Here is a 20,147-nt window from a genome sequence, read left to right on the forward strand (position 1 = left end):
TAAAGTGGCTTTTGTTAAGTGTCCTTGTTTATAAATGAATAAGCTAAATTAGTTTTATCTTCGCATGATAATTTAAAAATCAAAAATAATCAATTAAACGGTTTTTAGAACCAAAGTTTTAAATTCCCAACAAATTGAACAAAACTTCCAATAATTATAATATGAACAAAACAGCAAATCAAATGCTTGTTATTTTTGGGGCATCAGGAGATTTAACTGCTAGAAAGCTGGTTCCGGCTTTATTTAACTTGTACAAGGCAAAACAACTCCCTGAGAATTTTGTGGTATTGGGAGTAAGTAGGAGCAACATGACCGATGGTGAGTTTAGGAGGAAGGTCGTCCAGGAAAGCACTTACCTGAAGGAAAAGGTAAAGGATGCCTCCACAGATTTTATAGACACCTTTGCAGATAAGTTTTTTTATGAGGATCTTGGGGATGATTACGGTAAGGTATACAGTAAGTTGTCAACTAGAATATCGGACTTGAATGATAAATTCAGTACCGGGGGCAATTATATATTTTATCTGTCGACCCCACCCAGTCTTTATGAGCTAATTGCAAAAAATCTTTCCGAGCAAGGTTTAAATGACGAAACCAACGGCTGGAAGCGAATTATTGTTGAGAAGCCATTTGGTTATAGTTTGGAGACGGCCAAAGAACTAAATATTGGTTTGCAGACCTATTTCAAGGAATCCCAGATCTATAGAATTGACCATTATTTGGGTAAGGAAACGGTACAGAATTTATTGGTAACCCGTTTCTCCAATAGTATTTTTGAACCACTTTGGAACAGAAACTATATACACCATATAGAAATCACCAATGCCGAAAGTGTTGGTGTGGAAAAAAGGGGCGGGTATTATGATAAATCCGGTGCGCTTCGCGATATGTTCCAGAACCATTTATTGCAAATTGTCTCTTTAATAGTAATGGAACCACCAATAGATGCCAGTGCGCAGGAAATAAGGAACGAAAAAGTCAAGGCATTAAAATCATTGCGGATTATGCGCGATGAGGAAACCTTGTATAATAATACGGTAAGGGCACAATACTTGTCATCCGTAATAGACGGTAAAAAAGTAAAGGGGTATAGGGAAGAGGAAGGTGTTGATCCCAACTCCAAAACGGAGACCTATGCCGCCATTAAATTTTTCGTGGATAATTGGAGGTGGAAAGATGTCCCCTTCTATGTGCGCACCGCCAAAAGAATGCCTACCAAGGTAACAGAAGTGGTAATTCATTTTAAATCACCGCACCACCAAGTGTTCAAAAATTCTGATATGAACAACAAGGACAACCAGTTGATCATAAGGATTCAACCGGATGAAGGCATCCTTATTAAGTTTGGGGTGAAAGTTCCCGGGCAGGGCTTTACCGTAGAACGGGCCAATCTGGACTTTTACTATTCCAATCTGGCAGATAATAATGTAATGGATGCTTATGAAAGATTGTTGTTGGATGCCATGCAGGGAGATGCAACCCTTTACGCCAGAGCGGATGAAGTGGAAGCTGCATGGGAGTTTGTAGATCCCATATTGGACTACTGGAAGAATGGTTCGGATGTAAACATATATGGCTATTCTTCGGGAGTTTGGGGTCCAACCAATTCGGACCGTTTATTGGAAGGGGACCTAAAGTGGAGGAATCCGGGTGAAAACTTGGCCGATGACCCCGGTTTCTGTGTTATTAAGTAATTTTTAATCAAACAAAATATAATAGATGCATATTAATATATCTCCCACGAAAACGGAAGTTGCCAAAAACTTCTCCGATTATTTGGAAGCACTTATCACAGAGAATATTACAACCCATATCGCCTTGTCCGGGGGTAGTACGCCTAAGGTGGTCTTTGATTATATGGCAGAGCATTATAAGGAGGTGGATTGGTCTACGGTTCATTTGTATTGGGGAGATGAACGATGTGTTCCTCCTACCGATCCGGAAAGTAACTATAAAATGACGGTAGACCACTTGTTATCCAAGATCAATATTCCCAAAGATAATATTCACCGAGTGCATGGGGAAGATCTGCCGGAATTGGAGGCAGGAAGATATGGAAAGGTCTTGGAGGAGGAATTGCCCATAGTGGACAACATGCCTCAATTTGATTTGGTTATTCTCGGTATGGGCGATGACGGACATACAGCTTCTATTTTTCCACATGAAATAGGCCTTTGGGACTCCAAGAATAACTGCGAGGTAGCAATTCATCCAGATTCGGGACAAAGACGTATTACCATTACCGGGAAGCTAATAAACAATGCGAAGACGGTAGCATTTTTGGTGACGGGCAGCAGTAAGGCAGAAAAAGTTAGGGCCATAATTGCGAGGGAGGAAGGCCATGAGAGCTATCCCGCTTCTTTGGTAGCGCCTTCATCCGGGGAGTTAATTTGGTTCTTGGACGAGGAGGCCGCGGCCCAAATAAATTAGGAGGGGTCTAGATTTATTTTGACATTTTCATGGTCCAAATCCTTCAAGTAGTCATTCATTTTAAATTGGGACGATTCAAATTGACTGCTTCGAGACATTGATTGTTTTTTCCGTTGAACACTACGTGCAAACCTGCGAACGCCCTGTTCGTCTTCAATGATCAGACCGGGCACAGGAGTGCTTCGGCCCTCCGAATCCTTCGCTACCATAGTGAAATAGGAGGAATTACAATGTTTTCTTTTTCCAGTGGTTACGTTTTCGGATTCTACCCGGACACCTATGACCATGGAGGTACGTCCTGTATAATTTACGGAGGCCTTTAACGTAACTAATTCCCCAACTTCAATGGGGTTTAAAAAATCTACCTTGTTCACCGATGCTGTAACGCAATACTTTCTTGAGTGTTTTGAGGCACAGGCAAAGGCTATTTGATCCATTAGGTTTAATATGTGGCCACCGTGTACTTTTCCCCCAAAATTGGAATGGGACGGCAGCATTAATTGGGTTATGGAGACTCTGGATTGTCTGGCACTTTTAAATTCGTCCATGGTTTTTAATTTAAGTGGGGGGAGTTTTCCTTTTCTACGGAAGTGACAAAATATTTGGTATCTCCCAACCAAAAGAAGGTCCTGTAGCGCTCTATATAGGTTACTTTAACATAAGAACCTTGATATTCCTTCAGTTTGGCAATTACATCGTCCTTTAAAACCGAAAAGGAGAAAATCTGTGCTCCGGATATTCCTTGACTTATTTCACCCTCCCATGTTTTTATAAGCACTCCTTTACGGCTTATTTTGATAAGTTCTCCCGAGCGGATTCCTTCACTATAGGGAACAAAATATACAAATAAAAAATAGGCAGTCATAATTAGGACCAGGCCTAGCAAGGTAAATCCGAGTATTTTTTTCATGCTTAATGTTTAAGTTAGCTAAAGTAAGGTTAAAGGTTCTTCATTCCCGTCATCATCATCCTCGGCTCTTTTCAGGAGAGAATCGGGAATGGATTTTTTTGCTTTGGCGCCCATTTTTTTTAATTTCTCTATACTGGTAATTATATTTCCCCTACCGTCGACCAATTTGTTCATAGCTCCCTTATATTCGGATTTTGCTTCATCCATTTTTTTGCCAACCTTCATCAAATCGCCAACAAAACCTTCAAACTTATCATATAAGGCTCCCGCCTGACGGGCAATTTCAATGGCATTGCGTTGCTGTTTTTCATTGTTCCACATGGTGTCTATAGTCCGTAGGGTAGCCAATAGGGTGGAAGGGGTTACTATGATAATGTTCTGCTCAAAAGCTTTGTTGTACAGGTTGTTATCGTTGTTTATTGCAATGGCAAATGCAGGTTCTATGGGAACGAACATAAGTACAAAATCCGGACTCTCCATTTCATAAAGGTCCTCATATTTTTTTGCTGATAGTTGGTCCACATGCCTCCTGAGGGAATTGATATGATCTTTAAGGAATTTATCCTTTAGCTCATCCTCGGCATTTACATAACGTTCATAATCCGTAAGGGAGACCTTGGAATCTACGATCATCTTTTTGCCGTCGGGCAGGTTTATGATCACATCGGGTAGCACCCGACTTCCATCTTCTCGGGTAAAACTTTGTTGTACCGTATATTCACGATCCTTTTCCAAGCCCGACTTTTCCAGAACGCGTTCCAATACCAATTCGCCCCAATTGCCCTGCATCTTACTGTCCCCTTTTAGGGCCTTGGTAAGGTTTTCCGCCTCTTGGGTTATTTTAAGGTTTTGTGTTTGAAGATTGGCCAATTGTTCCTTGAGGGCGGAATGCATGCCTACACTTTCTTTTTGGCTGTCCTCCACCTTTTTCTCAAAAAGAATTATCTTCTCTTGTAGGGGGGTCAATATATTTTTAATGTTCTCCCTGTTCTGTTCCGTGAATTTGGTGCTCTTCTCGTCCAAAATTTTATTGGCCAGATTCTCGAATTCCTTGGTAAATTTTTCCTGTAATTTCTCTACCTCCCCTTTTTGTTCCCGATTTTTGAGGTCCAAATTTTCCATTTCTGCCTGATAACGGACTATTTTATTCCCCAATTGCTCCTTTTCGGATTGTAATTGTGCTTTTTGCTCCTCGGCATCGATAAGCCTCTGCTCCAAGGTGCTGAGGTTTGCTCTCAATTGTTGTTCGCGTTCCAAAAGGGCGCTTTGACTGGATTTTGTTTTTAGATTTTGGATATAATTTCCCAAAAAATAGCCTATTGCCAAGCCTACAAGGGCAAAGATTATATATAGGAGCAATTCATTCATGTTTATAAGGTTCTTTGGAGTAAAGATAGTGGATTGTGTTAAAAAAAAGTGATCTTGACATTCATTACTTATTAACTCTAAAAGAACCCGTTTGTGCATCGAAAGTAATGGTGTCTAAAGGGAACAGATTTTCAAAACTTTTCTTTTGTATCAATTCGCATGGAGATCCAAAGCTGCTCTGGTTTTCTTTTAGTATCAATATTTTATCGCACAACTGAATCGCAATTTCAATTTCATGGGTGGTAAAGAGGATAGTCTTGTTGGTTTCGTGGGCAATGGTTTTGAGTAATTTTAGTATTTGTACCTTATGGTATAGGTCCAGATGCGTCGTAGGCTCATCCAGTAAAATTAGCTGGGTGTCCTGGGCTATGGCCCTGGCGATCATTACACGCTGCAATTGTCCGTCACTGAGTTCATAGCATTTTTTGGACTTTAATGCTGAAATACGGACCATGTCCAGGGCCATGGATATTTTGTCATTATCTTTTTTGGTAAGTGTTCCCAGCCAATTGGTGTATGGTTGTCTACCTAGACTGACCAGCTCCAACACCGTTAGGTTTTTGGAGGCGATGGGTTCTGTTAGTACCACACTAATTTCCGATGCCAGCTCTTGAATGGAATGATGTTCCAAGGACTCTTTGTTCAAAGTAATCTTGCCGGACAATTTGGGCTGTACATTGCCAAGTGTGCGCAATAAGGTTGATTTTCCAATCCCATTAACGCCAACTATGGAGGCGAGTTCTCCTTTAAATAGGGTAAAATTAATATCCCGGGCAATGCAGGATTGTTGCTTGCCGTTGGAATAACCTATGCTTAGTTTTTCCGTTTTAAGGGCAATATGTGGAGTAAAAGTATCTATTTTTAGGTGAATTTTAGGTTGCTAAGTTATTGGTTTTTGCTGTTCTTTACGCTACTATTTTATTGAAGGTACTTTAGTACTGCCCAATATTGTCAAGAGATTAAAAAATCATTTTCCTTTTCCTTATTAACAGCCAAATAACAACAGGTGCACCAATAATGGATGTTATGGCGTTAATGGGTAAAACACTGGCCGAATTGGGCATTTGGGCAATGGTATCGCAGATGAGCATTAATATGGCACCGTAGACCAATACCGCCGGAACCAAAATTTTATGATCGGTGGTGTTGAAAATTTGTCGCGTCAAATGAGGCACGGCCAGGCCTATGAAGGCAATGGGCCCTGCGAAAGCGGTTACACCACCTGCCAAAAGACCCGTGGCTACAATTATGGAATACCGGGACCGCTTCATATTGACCCCTAAACTTTTGGCATAGCTTTCTCCCAGTAATAGGGCGTTCAAGGGTTTTATGGAAAAAATACTGATCAAAACACCGATCATTACAATCAACAACAGCAGTATCAGTTGGTTCCAGGATAAATCCCCGATACTTCCAAAAGACCAATATACATATTGCTGTAATTTTTCGGCGGTGGAGAAATAGGAGAGCACGCTCACCACGGCAGTAGTAATACTGCCGAACATGAGACCTATGATCAGTAAGGCCATGGTGTCCTTTACCCTTACAGCAACTACCATGACCGCCAATAGAACCATAAAGCTACCGATACTGGATGCCAAGGCCAAGGAAATGTCATTTACCATCCCCAAGGAAAATATTCCGGTGAATAGGGAGGATCCCAATATTAAGAGGGCCGCTCCTAAACTTGCTCCGGAGCTTATGCCCAGTACAAAGGGGCCGGCCAAGGGGTTTCTAAACAAGGTCTGCATCAATAACCCGCTCAAAGCCAAGCCACTCCCCACCAATATGGCGGTAAACGCTTTGGGAATTCGGTAGTTCCAAATAATATAGCTCCAAGAATCTACTTGGGTAGTTTTGCCAATTATTGATCTCAATGTTTCTTGAAAGGGAATGGAAACGGAGCCTAGGCTGATGTTCACTAAAAAACATACCACCATAACCAAAAACAGTAGGATAAAATAGATTCTATATGATTTTAGTTGCCGCACTTAATCCAGGGGTTTATAAAAGGTCGGAATATAGTTGGGAAGCAGCTCGGGGTGAAAAATATGGATTAGGTCTTTTAGTACCAAATCCGGTCTGTTGGGTGCCAGTTCAAAAAAGAGCAATCCCCCAGTTTCCCCTTTGGAATTGGCATAGGTGTACACCTTCTTATTGCTGAATGCATCAAACTGTGTATAATGAAGGTTGGCCTCCTTTAGTTCGGAATAACTGCCAAATTGTGAGGGGGAAATCCAGAAATCGGCATCCTTGGCCCGCTCTATTACGCTTTCCAAACTAAGGGAAAGGCTTCCGTTTGAATCGGTATTCTTCCATAAATATTCCGCATTGGCATCTTCTATAAATTTGGAGGCCCAACTCTTTCCACCAGGCAAATACCATATATCCTTATATAAGGCTCCGCTTAATACCTTAGGCTTATCGGCTGTATTTTTAGCCATGGCCTTGGCATTGTTGTAATTAGTCTCTATTGTTTTGAAAATATTATCGGCCTTTTGTTCCTTTTGAAAGAAGGGGGCAAAAAACTTTATCCATTCCGCTTTTCCCAATGGTGTTTCTTCGGTCCAATCGCCATTATAAACAACGGGAATATTAGACCTTTGAATGGTCTCATAAGCTTTATTTGTACGGTTAATGCTAAAACCAATCACTACTTCGGGATTTAAGGCAATCACCATTTCGGAATTTAAGGATTCATTGTTGCCCAATTCCTGCACCAATCCCTCATTTATACGTTTTCTGGTTTTCGGGGAAGATACGTATTCCGTATCTGGAAACCCTGTCAATTTATCAGCTTCTTCCAATGCCTCCAGAGCCGGTATATGTGTAGTGGAGGTAACTACCATTTTTTTTATCGGCACCCCTATTATGGCGCTATATTCATCCCTGTTCAGTGTTATTGTCGGTAATTTTTCCTCAGGCACCAGGGCATAGGTGAAACTATCTTCAGATTCGGGCCAAGGAGAACTTACTGTAATAATAGTTACACCGGACGATGTTCTTTCAATGGTAAAACCTTGGGCATAATCTATGTTTGTGGGCTGTGATAAAACAGAGCTGGAAACAGCCTCCTTTTTAGACTGTTTGCAAGAACAAATGCATATAAAAAGTAGAAAAAAAATGGCTTTTCTCAAAAGTCTAAGGGTTTGTTTAAGAATTCAAAAGTAGTATTAATTTCTTGAATCAAAATTTCTTAAAGGCTAACAATGGTCATAATTTATTGTTGCCAGAGTATTTATTTTTGGGCAAATAAAAATTATGAGAGGAGAGTCCAACACCTTAATATATATTATTGCCGCTGTCATAGTCTTGCATTTTATTGTAGGTTTCATTTGGTTGGCCTATAAATTAAACAAAAAAAAGGACGGTGGTACATCCAAAAAAAAGTAGTAGTTTCGCAATGAATTTTGGTTTCTATTCCCAAATGTATAGGGGATAGGATTAAAAGGGAATTCGGTGAAACTCCGGAACTGTTCCCGCAACTGTGAGCTTAATCCATATTGTATGGAAGGCTATCATTTCTTCAAATACCACTGCCCTATAATACGGGTGGGAAGGTAAATGATAGTACGCAAGTCAGGAGACCTGCCATATTCATCACTAAAATAGAATAGATCTTCGGGCAAAGGGTCTTCTTGGGTATGGAAAAAAAACAAATATTTTTATTTTTTATAGGACTGTTGTCCATTGGGCAGATTTTTGGGCAAAAGGACAATATAATTGTTTTGGACGAGGTGATTTTGAGCGATGCCAAACTGCTTCATTTTTCAAAAGGTACAAAAGTTAGCGTTGTAAGGGATTCCGTTCAGCAAAAAAGCGGAGCGACCTTAACGGATTTATTGCGGTATAATTCCAATATATATTTTAAGGAAAATGGCTATGGTATGGTCTCTTCAGCTTCATTTAGGGGCACCAATGCCCAACAAACTGCTGTTGTTTGGAACGGTATAAATATAAACTCCCAACTTACAGGTCAGACAGATTTCAATACCTTGATTCCAGGGAATTACGGGGATGTTGTGGTAAGAAGTGGCGGAGGTTCTGTCCAATACGGGAGTGGAGCGGTAGGGGGAACGATACTATTAAATGATAGCTTTAAGTTTAATGACGGTTGGAAAAATAGTCTTAGGACAAGTTATGGCAGTTTTAATACCAGTCTGCTCGCTTTTAATACTTCCCTCGGTAAAGAAAAGACATCTTTTCAAATCGGAGTTAACCACATAGCTTCGGACAACGATTATAAGTTTTTGGGGACAGACAGAAGAAACGGGAATGGTGCGTACGATCAGCTGAACCTAAATGCCAATGTTGGCTTTATTTTGTCCGATCAACAAATTGTAAAAGTGTACCATAATACCTTTATTGGTGACCGGGATTTTTCTGGAACATTGACTGCCCCGGCCGATGAAAATTACAGGGATTTAAACCATAGGTCACTTGTAGAGCTGGGCAGCTTTAACGAAAAGAGGATAGCACGGTTAAAAGTAGGGCATTTATATGAGCGCTATCGCTATTTTCCCAATAAGGAACGAAAGGAGTTTAGCTATGGACAAGCCAATACCTTTCTTGCCAATTACGATTATAAATATCAGTTAAATAGGATTACGTTAAATGGCTTGATCGATCTCTCTACGATCAGGGCCAAAGGGACTTCCATTGAAAATGCCAATAGAGATTTTGTAGCCGGAACTTTTTTGTTGTCCCATGACCTTACGGATAGGTTCAACTATGGTGTAAACCTAAGAAAGGAAGTGGTAAGTGACTTTAAAAGTCCATTTCTTTTTTCTTTGAACAGTGGTTATGAAGTGTCTAAAAACTACCGCTTGACCATTAATATGTCCAAAAACCATAGAATACCCACCTTCAATGACCTTTATTGGACAGGCGCCGGGGCCAGTGGTAATTTAGAGGTCCTGCCGGAAGCCTCTTGGCAGTTGGAACTTGGGCAGAAACTTAGGTTGAAGAACATAACCTTATTATTAAATGCCTACAGTATAACAACCGATAATTTAATTCAATGGCGACCCAATGAACAAGGTATTTGGATGGCGATGAATGTCCAGGATGTGTCCCAATACGGATTGGAACTTGGTCTTGATTGGAAAAAAAAATGGGGAAACAATAATGTGGTCTGGGAGAGCGAATATTCCTTCACCAAATCTATCGATAATTCCACCGACCATCAATTGTTATATGTCCCAGTGCATATGTTGAGGTCAAATTTGGCCTATCAATACAAGAAGGTGGTAGCCTTTTGTCAGCTCTTGTACAACGGATCGGTTTATATAACTACAGACAATAGCGATAGCCTACCTTCATATACCCTTGGCAACCTAGGATTGGATTACCATGGACCGGATATTTCGGGAATCAAATTTATATTAGGAGTAAAGGTGAACAACATATTTAATAAAAGTTATCAGAACGTAGCCTATAGACCTATGCCCAATAGAAATTTTCAAATACAATTAATTACTAAATTTTAAAACAGTTTAAACCAATGAAGATTAGAAAAGTAGTTTTACCCCTATTGATTATCGGCCTTACCTGGTCATGCTCCAACGATGATGATGGGATTCAAGTGCCTATGGGCGATTACGCAGATGGAATTTTGATTTCCAACGAAGGCCCCTTTAGCAATGGAACCGGAACGGTCACTTTTATTTCCGAGGATCTGTCCGTAGTGAATCACGGAATTTATAATACAACGAATGATGAAGATCTGGGCAATGTTGTTCAGTCGATAGGGTTCACGGAGGATGAGGCGTTTATAGTGGCCAATGTTTCCAATAAAATAAATGTAGTAAATAGATTTACTTTTGAAAAAATAGCAAGTATTACCAACGGCTTGAACAACCCAAGGTATTTTATTGAGGCAAACGGCAAGGGGTATGTTACCAATTGGGGAGATACTGCAGATGAAACAGATGATTTCGTAGCCATTATCAATCTTCAAAATTACACTGTGGAAGGTACCATACCCGTAGTTTTGGGTCCTGAAGCTATTTTGGCAAAAGACAATACGGTGTATGTGGCCCATCAAGGTGCTTGGGGCCAGAATAATAAGATTTCGGTTATCAACACCACTTCCAATGAGGTGATAAAAACACTTACAGTAGGGGATGTGCCCAACTCTATGCAATTGGACACCTCTGGGAATTTATGGGTATTGGCTTCGGGTAAACCTGCCTATACGGAGGATGAAACTGAAGGGGTGCTATCAAAGATCAATACGGTCACCAATGAAGTGGAGGGCAATTTACCGTTTGAATCCACCCAACATCCCAATAGTTTGAATTTGGATGGAGGGGATCTGTACTATCATTTGGGGGATACCGTGTTTAAACAAAGTTTAACTTCAACCTCCTTGGGCATGGAAATGGTCTTGGAAGGCGTTAGTTTTTATAATATGGTCGTACATAATGGTAGGTTATATGGCACCGATGCAGGCGATTATGCCAGTAATGGTACACTAACAGTTTATGATGTAAGCACCACATTGGCTATAAAATCCATCACGGTGGGTATTGTTCCTGGGGGAATCTATTTCAATTAGGTGGTTTGGACCGATTTCCTATGGTAATGAAAACCCCTCTTTTATTTGGTATATGCCAAGTAAAAGAGGGGTTTCCGCTTTATGGTTGTTATGTGGAATAACTAGGTGAAAGGCCTATTGAAAGGAAATTTCAATAGGTTTGTCCAAATACATATTATCCTTTATAGCTGTAAACATTTTGGAGTTGGAGATTTCATTTACCGGCATTTTTACGGTAAAATCCCTCTTGGCACTTGCACCGGTAATTTCTTGGATAGCCCTTGCAAAAAGAGGTTCATTTATATCCCCTAAAACGCCTAGGTCCGCAAGATCTTCCTTTAAAACAACGTCGGGGACCAAGCCTGAGGTATAGTCCGAAAACCCCTCGGAATTCTCGTTTCTCCCCATAAGGGGCTGCATGGCCCATCTATTGCCAGGGTTTATTTTATTTTCCCTGTCGGATCTGTAGATATAATCATTGTCTATATCATCTACCATAGTAACGGAAAATTCGTTCTTACCCCTCGTGGTTTCACCAATGTGAAAAACATCAACATAGGGTGCCAGTCCGTTCATGACCAATTCACTGGCCGATGCGGAACTTCCTGTGGCAAGAACATATACTTTGTTAAGGTTAAGACTGTTCAAGTCCGATCCCGAGTCTGTTTTATTGGCAAAATAGTCTTCCAATTGCTCTTGTTTAAGAAGGCCTTGTATTTTATCGTTCCATCTTTGTCTTACATATAATTCCTTCGTATTGGTGCCATAAACCATACTGGCCAATAATCTGGAGCTGTTTACCGAACCTCCGGGGTTGTACCGAAGGTCTAGCACCAATTCCGTAGCCCCTGCATTTTTAAACTCTCCGAAGACCGTATTTAGTTGTTCATTATAGCCACTGGTAAAACCGTTGTACATTAGGTAGGCAATTTTGGTTCCGTTGACCTCTACTGTCTTTGCTATTAGTATCGGGTTTTCTTGCAATCCTTCAGATTTGCTCAATGTTACTTCCCTGTCATTATCCGTAACGACAGTTCCGGAAATATCGGCCATACCAAGGGTGTAGCTATCGGAATTTCCAAAAAGAAGGCTTATGTAATTGGCATCGGTAAGTTGCACCCCATTCACCCGAGTAAATATATCCCCTCTGGCTATATCTTTAGTGGAGGCATTGGAGTTCGGAATTATGTACCTTACGTATCCAAAAAGATCGGTACTGCCCTCATTCCGCGCCAGTCCAAATTCAAGTCCATTACTTTTTGAAACACCACTCAGTGTATTTACCAGTGTTTCGTAATCATCCTCAACAAAGCTGAAACGATCAATAGCGGAACTACTGCCAACTACATTTGAGTGATTGTAACAGGTTTGGTAGAAGAATTCCTCTGGATCGGTATAGGATTCAAGATAGGCCACATAGTCGTCATTGGTAGTGAATCTGTCATCACCTAAATTAGGAGCGTCCGCCTGCCAAAAATACCATTGATTTAAACCTTGCCACATAAAGTTCTGTACAGTTGACTCCTTTGGATAGACGAATGCATCATCATCCTTGTCCGAACAGGAAAAAACTATTGTAATTAAAAGTAGGCTGAAGATTTTTTTCATAGTATTAGTAATATTAATTCTGCCGCACATTATATTTATTGGCCTAGGTTAATCTTTATAAGCTAGGGCGACACCTCAAACAGAGTACTGGCTACTGTTTTTTTATCCAGTTTAGGGGTTTTTTGATATCCATAAACATATTGTCCTTGATCTTTGTGAACATCTTGGAACTACTTACCAATTCAACCGGCATATCTACCGTAAAATCCATTTTTGCAGTGGTTCCTGTAATCTCTGCAATGGCCTTGGCCAAAAGGGGTTCGTCCATATTGCCCAATATACCCATATTGGATAGATCCTCCCTCAATAATATATCAGGGGCAAGGCCGTCCGTATACTCCGAAAAGCCATTGGCATTTTCATTTCGTCCTATCAATGGTTGAATGGCCCAATGATTTTCAGGATTTATATTGTCCTCCCTATTTGGGTCGTACACATTGCCATTCTCAAAATCGTCCACAAAGGTAACGGAAAATTCATTCTTCCCAGTCGTTGTTGTCCCTATATGGATAACATTTATGTAAGGGTCCAATCCGTTCATTACCAATTCACTTGCCGATGCGCTACTCCCGGTGGCAATGACATAAACCTTGCTTAAGCCTAACGTGTTTATAGGAGTATTGTTGTCCGTTGCGTCGGCAAAATACTCAATAAGATCGGTGTCCTTAAACTCCGATTGCAGCTTGTCATTATACCTGGCTTTCAGGAAAACACTATTGGTATAGGTGCCATAAACCATACTGGATAATAATCGGGCCGAATTAACCGATCCCCCGGGATTGTACCTAAGGTCCAAAACTAGATCTGTAACGCCGGTGGATTTGAATTCGCCAAAGGCATCGTTTAACTCTTCGTCAAATTCATTCGTAAAGCTATTGTACATTAAATAGCCAATTTTTTGTCCGGCAGTTTCCAATACCTTGGTAATAAATATCGGATTTTCGGTTAGGTTGGCTTCTTTTGTCAATGTAACCTCCCTATCCGTAGTGGAAATTATATTATCGGAGATTTCTGCCATATTTAAGGTATAGGTGTCGCTATCTCCAAATAAAAGGTCTATATAGTTGTCCAGATTAAGGTTAGTGCCATTTACGCCCGTAAAAATATCCCCTCTTCGGATATCTTTGGTAGCGGCATTGGAGTTGGGTACAATGTAGCGTACATATCCGTAGACATCATTACTATCCACAAATAAACCCAAACCAAACTCCAAGCCATTGCTTTTGGATATTCCGGCGAAAGATTGTGTTAATTCTTTATAATCATCGGAATAAAAACTAAAGCGGTCTTCCGTATAAAGTAATTTTTCGTCAAAAAATGTTCCAGGGTCTTCCTCTGTTTCCAAAAACGATACGTAATCCTCAAAGGAATTAAAGCGGTTATCTCCCAAGTCAGATACATCACTTTGCCAAAAGTAATAAGTATTCATGGTCTGCCACATAAAGTTTTGGACCGTTACATCTATTTCTGCTTCCGGGTTGGGGGTTATCCCTTCAAATGCATCGGCAACTTGGGGGTCATCATTCTTATTACAACCCGTGAGGATCAATCCCAATCCTAAAAAAATCAATAAATACTTCTTCATAATTTTTAAAATAACGGCCAAACCATAATGGTTAGTGACGTACAAATATCATTCCATTAAAAAAGTATGAATTAGCTTTGGGGAACGATTTAAACTATATACGGTAATATTGCCAATTTGGTTTCCGTTGCGCTAATTTACTTACATTGTAATGAATTGGAAACTAATTGTAACAAAATTCGATGTACGTCGTCTTGCTATTGTAAGCCTGTTGATCAGGATTATAAAACAACTAAACCAAAATGCAACAAACGGAGTTTTTAAATGTGGTTTTGCCATTTAAGGATAAGCTTTATAGATTGGCCAAGCGTTTATTGGTCTCTAAGGAAGAAGCAGAGGATGCCACACAAGAAATCCTAATGAAGCTATGGTCCAAAAATAGTATGATGGAGGGTTATAACAATGTGGAGGCCTATGCCATGATGATGACAAAGAATTTTTGTTTGGACCGACTCAAATCCAAACAGGCCGGGAACTTAAAACTGGTGCATAGCAATTATAGGGATGAAAATGTTTCATTGCAGAACCAGGTTGAGGTAAGCGATAGTCTAGGTTGGGTAGAAAGAATCATGGAGGAATTGCCGGAACAGCAAAAAATGGTACTACAGCTAAGGGATGTGGAGCAGTATGAATTTGAGGAAATAGCCGAACTATTGGGTTTGAGTGCAACGGCAGTTAGGGTCACTTTATCCAGAGCGCGAAAAACAGTGAGGGAAAAATTAGTTCAAAAGCACAATTATGGAATTAAATAATATAGAAAAATTATTGGAAAGATATTTTGACGCAACTGCTACGGTTGCTGAAGAAGAAATGTTGAGGGAGTATTTTACAAAGGAAGAAGTTCCGTTGCACTTAAAAAAATATGCCCCAATGTTTCAGTATTTTTCAATAGCCAAAGAAGAGAAGTTTACTAGACAGGTTCCACTAAAACCTAGAAAAAAAAGTTATATGAAGTGGATTTCCGTTGCGGCTGTAGGCATTTTGATATTTGGTATTTATTTTGGAAGAAGCTATCAAGAACAGCGAGAAGCCGAATACGCCTATCAGGAAACCAAAAAGGCATTGAGCCTTTTGGCCGCCAATCTTGGTAAGGGAACCGAGAAAGTAGCATATTTAAGGGAATTTGAAGAAACAAAACAAAAAATTTACAACAAAAATTAAATCAAAAAAAATGAAAAAGATTATCATAATAGCATTAGTTACCGTTTTGCCCCTAATAGGTTTTTCACAGTCCATGTTCGATAAATTTGAAGATCTGGACAATGTGAGCGCTGTAGTGGTCAATGAAAGCATGTTCAAATTGTTGAGCAAGATAAACGTAGAGGTCGATGACAAAGAGGCTCAGGATTTTATGGATATTGCCCAAAACCTGAAAAATCTGAAGGTTTTTATTACCGAGGATAAAAAGATTTCTGCGGACATGCAGGTTACCATGGAAAAATATCTGAAATCGTCGTCATTACAGGAACTTATGAGGGTTAAGGATAAGGATGCCAACGTAAAGTTTTATATCAAGAGCGGGAAGGATGAGGATCATGTAAGTGAGTTGCTCATGTTTGTCACCGGGATTAATAATACGGACCTGGAAATTAATAATAGAAAATTTGAAACGGTATTGCTATCGCTGACCGGGGATATCGATCTAAACAAGATTGGATCTTTGACCCAAAAGATGAATTTGCCTACCGAGCTAAATAAGGCTGGTAAGAACAAGAAATAGTGGTTGGGGGCAATGATCCATTTATTGGACCATTGCCCTTACCGATCAACACTTAATCATACAGAAAATGAAAACAAAAGTTGGGAAATTCACCGGGGCAATGTTGCTGATCTTCACATTGTCTGCATGTTCGTCCACACAAAGTCTTCAGGAATATTATGTGGACAATGCGGATAATCCAAATTTTTTATCGGTAGATCTACCGGTAAGCTTGTTGAATATGGAGAAAACCGATTTAACGGAAGACCAAAGGGAAGCTCTTGCGTCATTAAAAAAATTAAATATTCTGGCGTTTAAAATAACCAAGGATAACCTTATTGAGTTTCAAAAAGAGAAAGCCAATATTACGGCCATTCTAAAGAATGGCAAATTTACAGAGCTAATGAAAATGAACACCAAATACGGGAAAGCTTCGGTAAGATATTTAGGTGATGATGATGCCATTGATGAGGTTATCATCTATGGAGACAGCGAGGATAAGGGTTTTATGCTGGTACGGGTATTGGGCAAAAATATGAACCCTGCCAAATTGGTCCAATTTATGAAAGCTGTGGAAAAATCGGATTATAAAGGGGAAGGATTGGGAGAAATAGGAAATTTTTTGAAGGGGTAAAGCAGTGCCTAGCGGAATGCTATGTATGGAATGGGTTAAACATTCTCTGTTTAGAAATAATGTCTTGTAACGAGATTAGGGATATTTGTGTTAAATCAGCCTTTGCTCAGGAACTTTAATAATCAGCTGATTTATTATAAAAGTTGCTGCCGAAGACATTAAAAATCCAATATATCCCCTATGGCAATCCTAGGCAACATTATTAAAGGTGCAATTCACCTAAAGGAAACGTTCTCTTCTGAAAGGGATCATTGGGAAGAACAACAAGAGGTCCTTCAAAATATTTTGAATATTGCCCGAAATACCGACTTCGGGAATTATTATGATTTTGGGACCATCCTGGATTCTCGGGACCTTCCCAGGAAATTTGCCGAAAAAATACCTTATTTCGATTATTCAAAAATAAATAGGGAATGGTGGCATAAATTACAAGAAGGCCATGAGAATGTTACCTGGCCCGGCAAGCCATCTTATTTTGCCCTAAGTTCCGGAACAACCGGAAAAAAGAGCAAGCGGATACCTGTTACGGACGATATGATCGAGTCCATAAGGGCCGCCGGACTTAAGCAAGTCTTTGCTTTGAGTAATTTTGATTTACCTGCCGATTTTTTCGAAAAGGAAATTATGATGTTGGGCAGTTCTACCAATTTGGAGGAAAGAAATGAACATTTGGAAGGAGAAATAAGTGGTATAAGTGCAGGAAACATTCCTGACTGGTTCAGAAGTTACTATAAACCAGGGGAGGAAATCGCAAAAATTGAAGACTGGGACAAAAGGGTGGAGCGTATCGCTGAACGCGCCGGTGATTGGGATATTGGTGCTTTGAGCGGGATACCTTCATGGATAGAATTAATGCTCCAAAAAGTTATTGCACACCATGGCCTAAAAAACATCCATGAAATTTGGCCCAACCTGATGGTGTATACTTCGGGTGGGGTAGCCTTTAAACCCTATAAAAAAAGTTTCAATTCTCTTTTGGGGCACCCTATTACAGTCATAGATACCTATTTGGCTTCCGAAGGATTTATTGCCTGCCAGACAAGGCCAGAAACCACGGCCATGCAGTTGATAACCAATAATGGGATCTATTTCGAGTTTGTTCCCTTTAAACCGGAATATATTCAGGAAGATGGGTCCCTGACGGGGAATGCCCCTTCCATTACCTTAAACGAAGTGGAATTGGATAAGGATTATGTTCTGGTTATAAGCACGGTTAGCGGGGCATGGCGTTATTTAATTGGTGATACCATTAGGTTTACAAATTTGGAGAAAGCCGAAATACAAATTACTGGACGGACAAAATTTTTCTTAAATACGGTTGGATCGCAGCTCACCGTTAACAAAATGGATGATGCTATGGGACATTTGGAAGATGCGTATTCTACCAAGATACCTGAATATACCATTTGTGCCAAACGTTTTGATGATGGCGAGTTCTACCATTGTTGGTATTTGGGTTCCGATATGGAAAATCCTGATTGCGAATCTCTGTCAAAGTCATTGGATAAGTTTTTGATGGGGGCCAACAAAAATTATAAGGTAGCTAGGGGCAAATCCCTAAGAGGGGTGAAGGTTAAGGTAGTTTCTCCTGATTTTTTTTACGACTGGAATGGGAAGAACAAAAAGAAAGGTGGTCAGGTCAAAATGGAGCGGGTAATGAAGGAAGAAAAATTTGCCGACTGGGAACAATTTGTGCGCACCAAAGTCTCCCATGGGATCTAGCGGCTACGTTCTTCTGCCAAAATCATGATCTCTTCCGGGGATAGGTAATACTTTTTAATTCGATCCTTATAGGAGGCGGCTATATCTGAGTGGTTCAAAATAAAATTCTTGGTTTCTAGTATATATTTCTCCATACCGTGGGCAACAGCATAGGTGTCCGCCGCACGTTCGGCCTCTATTATAAATCGATCGGAAAAGAGGTATTTTACCCCAAATGAAACCAAATTGGTCTTAGTCCTATTTTGATAGTCCATAATGTGTCCCAATTCATGGCCGATCCAACCAATTAGAATATTGGACGGGATATCCTTTGTTGTAAATTCTTTATCCGAAATCTTAAAAGTTTCACTGATCAATATTACATAGTTCCTTTTGCTCCGTTTCTTGAAGAAACTTTGAAAGGTGGGTCTGGCCTGCATGGTCGATTTCTTGATATTTCTTTTAAAACGAATTTCAATATTACATTCTGATAGTTCCGGATAAAAAGACAGTGCCTTTAAGGCTTCATTTTCAATCGAATTTGGAATTTTATGTTGTGCATTCATAAACAAGGAGGCTGAAATAGCCATAATGTAGATTACCGATTTCCTATTAAATTTATTCATGTTATAGTATAACATAAATATTGACAAATAGCATTCCATGTATAAAATTTAACCTAAAATTTAATACTTCTACAATTTTAGAAGAACCATTCCCTTTTATAATGGCTTGTCTTGGGGTGGGAGCCTGGATCTAATTGATTAAAAGTTCCAAATCCTTGGTGCAGTTAACCTATTATAAAACTTATGTTATCTTCGTGATATTATGAACACTAACAATATACAATCATGGAAAAGGCAGAAGAATGGCTTAATTACGGAATAGAATTGGCAAAAGAGTTTGGACCTAAGGTGCTCACGGCATTCTTAATCTTCATTATCGGATTATGGGTTATTAAAAGGATTATCGGAGGTACTAGAAAGGTCATGTACAAGAGTAAATATGATGAATCCCTACAGCGTTTTTTACTTAGTATGGTGTCATGGATCCTGAAAATATTTTTAATCTTAGTGGTTATTGGTCAGTTAGGGATAAACATAACTACTTTCGCCGCTGTGATCGCTGCAGCCGGTTTGGCAGTTGGCCTTGCCCTACAGGGCTCATTGTCCAATTTTGCTGGTGGGGTTTTGATCATGATATTCAAACCTTATAAGATTGGGGATTTAATAGAGGCACAGGGCGTATTAGGTGCAGTAAAGGAGATTGAAATCTTCACCACGAAACTTATAACACCTCAAAATAAACTTGCCATTGTGCCCAATGGAGCCATGGCCAATGGCAATATCATCAATTACACGGCCGAAGGTAAGATGAGGGTGGATACTACCATTGGTATTGGATATGATGAGGATATTAAGAAGGCCAAGGAGGTACTATTGGCCGTATTGGAATCCAATCCCAAGGTGTTGAAAGACCCGGCGCCATCGGTTAACGTTTCCGAGTTGGCGGATAGCTCCGTGAATTTTGCCGTACGTCCCTTTTGTCTACCAGAAGATTATTGGTCGGTGTATTTTGGAACCTTGGAATCCTGCAAATTGGCCCTTGATAAGGCAGGTATCGAAATACCATATCCCCATCAGGTAGAAATACAAAAGAAGGGGTAGGGTCTGT

General features: G+C 40.0%; 19 protein-coding genes and 1 riboswitch. Of the genes, 10 read left to right on the forward strand and 9 right to left on the reverse strand.

The window, feature by feature from the left end:
• The first annotated feature begins 161 nt into the window (after nt 1-161).
• Nucleotides 162-1,694 carry a glucose-6-phosphate dehydrogenase gene (gene zwf / locus QSE00_RS07625; RefSeq protein ID WP_286105501.1) on the forward strand — a complete coding sequence of 511 codons (1,533 nt, stop codon included), beginning with the start codon at nt 162-164 and terminating at the stop codon, nt 1,692-1,694.
• Between the two features lie 25 nt (nt 1,695-1,719).
• Nucleotides 1,720-2,430, forward strand: coding sequence for a 6-phosphogluconolactonase (gene pgl / locus QSE00_RS07630; RefSeq protein ID WP_110357735.1), 711 nt, complete (start codon nt 1,720-1,722; stop codon nt 2,428-2,430).
• On the opposite strand, the gene QSE00_RS07635 is transcribed toward pgl, so the two are convergent.
• The 6 genes from QSE00_RS07635 to QSE00_RS07660 form a co-directional block, all read right to left on the reverse strand.
• On the reverse strand, nt 2,427-2,978 hold the full coding sequence (locus QSE00_RS07635) for an acyl-CoA thioesterase (protein WP_286105502.1): 552 nt from the start codon (nt 2,976-2,978) through the stop codon (nt 2,427-2,429). The two genes, pgl and QSE00_RS07635, sit on opposite strands and share 4 nt — an antisense overlap.
• 5 nt (nt 2,979-2,983) lie before the next feature.
• A complete protein-coding gene (locus QSE00_RS07640) occupies nt 2,984-3,340 on the reverse strand; it encodes a 6-phosphogluconate dehydrogenase (protein ID WP_110357737.1) in 357 nt (118 codons plus the stop codon).
• 18 nt (nt 3,341-3,358) lie between these two features.
• Nucleotides 3,359-4,708 carry a DNA recombination protein RmuC gene (locus QSE00_RS07645; protein WP_286105503.1) on the reverse strand — a complete coding sequence of 450 codons (1,350 nt, stop codon included), beginning with the start codon at nt 4,706-4,708 and terminating at the stop codon, nt 3,359-3,361.
• A gap of 64 nt (nt 4,709-4,772) precedes the next feature.
• A complete protein-coding gene (locus QSE00_RS07650; protein ID WP_353477449.1) occupies nt 4,773-5,579 on the reverse strand; it encodes an ABC transporter ATP-binding protein in 807 nt (268 codons plus the stop codon).
• 88 nt (nt 5,580-5,667) lie between these two features.
• Nucleotides 5,668-6,648 (reverse strand): FecCD family ABC transporter permease, encoded by a 981-nt coding sequence (locus QSE00_RS07655; RefSeq protein WP_110357742.1) that lies wholly within the window; start codon nt 6,646-6,648, stop codon nt 5,668-5,670.
• 51 nt (nt 6,649-6,699) lie between these two features.
• Complete coding sequence (locus tag QSE00_RS07660) at nt 6,700-7,845, reverse strand: ABC transporter substrate-binding protein (protein ID WP_286105504.1); 1,146 nt, start codon at nt 7,843-7,845, stop codon at nt 6,700-6,702.
• Nucleotides 7,846-8,101: 256 nt separating this feature from the next.
• A riboswitch (cobalamin riboswitch) is annotated at nt 8,102-8,318 on the forward strand.
• Nucleotides 8,319-8,352: 34 nt separating this feature from the next.
• Between QSE00_RS07660 and QSE00_RS07665 the strand changes: the two genes are divergently transcribed.
• Nucleotides 8,353-10,197 (forward strand): TonB-dependent receptor, encoded by a 1,845-nt coding sequence (locus QSE00_RS07665; protein ID WP_286105505.1) that lies wholly within the window; start codon nt 8,353-8,355, stop codon nt 10,195-10,197.
• A gap of 14 nt (nt 10,198-10,211) precedes the next feature.
• Nucleotides 10,212-11,267, forward strand: a complete 1,056-nt coding sequence (locus tag QSE00_RS07670; protein WP_110357745.1) for a YncE family protein — start codon at nt 10,212-10,214, stop codon at nt 11,265-11,267.
• Between the two features lie 114 nt (nt 11,268-11,381).
• Here QSE00_RS07670 and QSE00_RS07675 read toward each other — a convergent pair whose 3' ends face one another.
• Nucleotides 11,382-12,854: a S41 family peptidase gene (locus QSE00_RS07675; RefSeq protein ID WP_286105506.1), complete on the reverse strand. Its 1,473-nt coding sequence runs from the start codon at nt 12,852-12,854 to the stop codon at nt 11,382-11,384.
• A gap of 91 nt (nt 12,855-12,945) precedes the next feature.
• On the reverse strand, nt 12,946-14,439 hold the full coding sequence (locus QSE00_RS07680) for a S41 family peptidase (RefSeq protein ID WP_286105507.1): 1,494 nt from the start codon (nt 14,437-14,439) through the stop codon (nt 12,946-12,948).
• Nucleotides 14,440-14,681: 242 nt separating this feature from the next.
• Between QSE00_RS07680 and QSE00_RS07685 the strand changes: the two genes are divergently transcribed.
• From QSE00_RS07685 to QSE00_RS07705, 5 genes are all read left to right on the forward strand, one after another.
• On the forward strand, nt 14,682-15,191 hold the full coding sequence (locus QSE00_RS07685; protein ID WP_110357748.1) for an RNA polymerase sigma factor: 510 nt from the start codon (nt 14,682-14,684) through the stop codon (nt 15,189-15,191).
• Nucleotides 15,178-15,600, forward strand: coding sequence for a hypothetical protein (locus QSE00_RS07690; RefSeq protein WP_110357749.1), 423 nt, complete (start codon nt 15,178-15,180; stop codon nt 15,598-15,600). Before QSE00_RS07685 ends, QSE00_RS07690 begins: the two co-directional genes overlap by 14 nt.
• A 10-nt stretch (nt 15,601-15,610) precedes the next feature.
• Nucleotides 15,611-16,159 (forward strand): DUF4252 domain-containing protein, encoded by a 549-nt coding sequence (locus QSE00_RS07695; protein ID WP_110357784.1) that lies wholly within the window; start codon nt 15,611-15,613, stop codon nt 16,157-16,159.
• Between the two features lie 67 nt (nt 16,160-16,226).
• On the forward strand, nt 16,227-16,772 hold the full coding sequence (locus QSE00_RS07700) for a DUF4252 domain-containing protein (protein ID WP_110357750.1): 546 nt from the start codon (nt 16,227-16,229) through the stop codon (nt 16,770-16,772).
• Between the two features lie 180 nt (nt 16,773-16,952).
• Entirely contained in the window at nt 16,953-18,494 is a 1,542-nt protein-coding gene (locus QSE00_RS07705) for a GH3 family acyl-acid amido synthetase (protein ID WP_286105508.1), read from the forward strand.
• Here the strand turns inward: QSE00_RS07705 and QSE00_RS07710 are convergent.
• Nucleotides 18,491-19,099, reverse strand: coding sequence for a hypothetical protein (locus QSE00_RS07710; protein WP_459076835.1), 609 nt, complete (start codon nt 19,097-19,099; stop codon nt 18,491-18,493). The two genes, QSE00_RS07705 and QSE00_RS07710, sit on opposite strands and share 4 nt — an antisense overlap.
• 225 nt (nt 19,100-19,324) lie before the next feature.
• On the opposite strand from QSE00_RS07710, the gene QSE00_RS07715 reads away from it, so the two are divergent.
• Nucleotides 19,325-20,140 (forward strand): mechanosensitive ion channel family protein, encoded by an 816-nt coding sequence (locus QSE00_RS07715; protein ID WP_110357752.1) that lies wholly within the window; start codon nt 19,325-19,327, stop codon nt 20,138-20,140.
• The last annotated feature ends 7 nt before the right edge of the window (nt 20,141-20,147 follow it).

Origin of the sequence: Arenibacter flavimaris (assembly GCF_030291335.1) — a bacterium.
In the GTDB taxonomy this organism is placed as follows: Bacteria; Bacteroidota; Bacteroidia; order Flavobacteriales; family Flavobacteriaceae; genus Arenibacter.

What these genes read in the sequence shown, in the direction of transcription:
- zwf (WP_286105501.1), top strand. Translation starts at nt 162, where the DNA reads ATGAACAAAACAGCAAATCAAATGCTTGTTATTTTTGGGGCATCAGGA.
- pgl (WP_110357735.1), top strand. Translation starts at nt 1,720, where the DNA reads ATGCATATTAATATATCTCCCACGAAAACGGAAGTTGCCAAAAACTTC.
- QSE00_RS07635 (WP_286105502.1), bottom strand. Translation starts at nt 2,978, where the DNA reads ATGGACGAATTTAAAAGTGCCAGACAATCCAGAGTCTCCATAACCCAA.
- QSE00_RS07640 (WP_110357737.1), bottom strand. Translation starts at nt 3,340, where the DNA reads ATGAAAAAAATACTCGGATTTACCTTGCTAGGCCTGGTCCTAATTATG.
- QSE00_RS07645 (WP_286105503.1), bottom strand. Translation starts at nt 4,708, where the DNA reads ATGAATGAATTGCTCCTATATATAATCTTTGCCCTTGTAGGCTTGGCA.
- QSE00_RS07655 (WP_110357742.1), bottom strand. Translation starts at nt 6,648, where the DNA reads ATGGTGGTATGTTTTTTAGTGAACATCAGCCTAGGCTCCGTTTCCATT.
- QSE00_RS07665 (WP_286105505.1), top strand. Translation starts at nt 8,353, where the DNA reads ATGGAAAAAAAACAAATATTTTTATTTTTTATAGGACTGTTGTCCATT.
- QSE00_RS07670 (WP_110357745.1), top strand. Translation starts at nt 10,212, where the DNA reads ATGAAGATTAGAAAAGTAGTTTTACCCCTATTGATTATCGGCCTTACC.
- QSE00_RS07675 (WP_286105506.1), bottom strand. Translation starts at nt 12,854, where the DNA reads ATGAAAAAAATCTTCAGCCTACTTTTAATTACAATAGTTTTTTCCTGT.
- QSE00_RS07680 (WP_286105507.1), bottom strand. Translation starts at nt 14,439, where the DNA reads ATGAAGAAGTATTTATTGATTTTTTTAGGATTGGGATTGATCCTCACG.
- QSE00_RS07685 (WP_110357748.1), top strand. Translation starts at nt 14,682, where the DNA reads ATGCAACAAACGGAGTTTTTAAATGTGGTTTTGCCATTTAAGGATAAG.
- QSE00_RS07690 (WP_110357749.1), top strand. Translation starts at nt 15,178, where the DNA reads ATGGAATTAAATAATATAGAAAAATTATTGGAAAGATATTTTGACGCA.
- QSE00_RS07695 (WP_110357784.1), top strand. Translation starts at nt 15,611, where the DNA reads ATGAAAAAGATTATCATAATAGCATTAGTTACCGTTTTGCCCCTAATA.
- QSE00_RS07700 (WP_110357750.1), top strand. Translation starts at nt 16,227, where the DNA reads ATGAAAACAAAAGTTGGGAAATTCACCGGGGCAATGTTGCTGATCTTC.
- QSE00_RS07705 (WP_286105508.1), top strand. Translation starts at nt 16,953, where the DNA reads ATGGCAATCCTAGGCAACATTATTAAAGGTGCAATTCACCTAAAGGAA.
- QSE00_RS07710 (WP_459076835.1), bottom strand. Translation starts at nt 19,099, where the DNA reads ATGAATAAATTTAATAGGAAATCGGTAATCTACATTATGGCTATTTCA.
- QSE00_RS07715 (WP_110357752.1), top strand. Translation starts at nt 19,325, where the DNA reads ATGGAAAAGGCAGAAGAATGGCTTAATTACGGAATAGAATTGGCAAAA.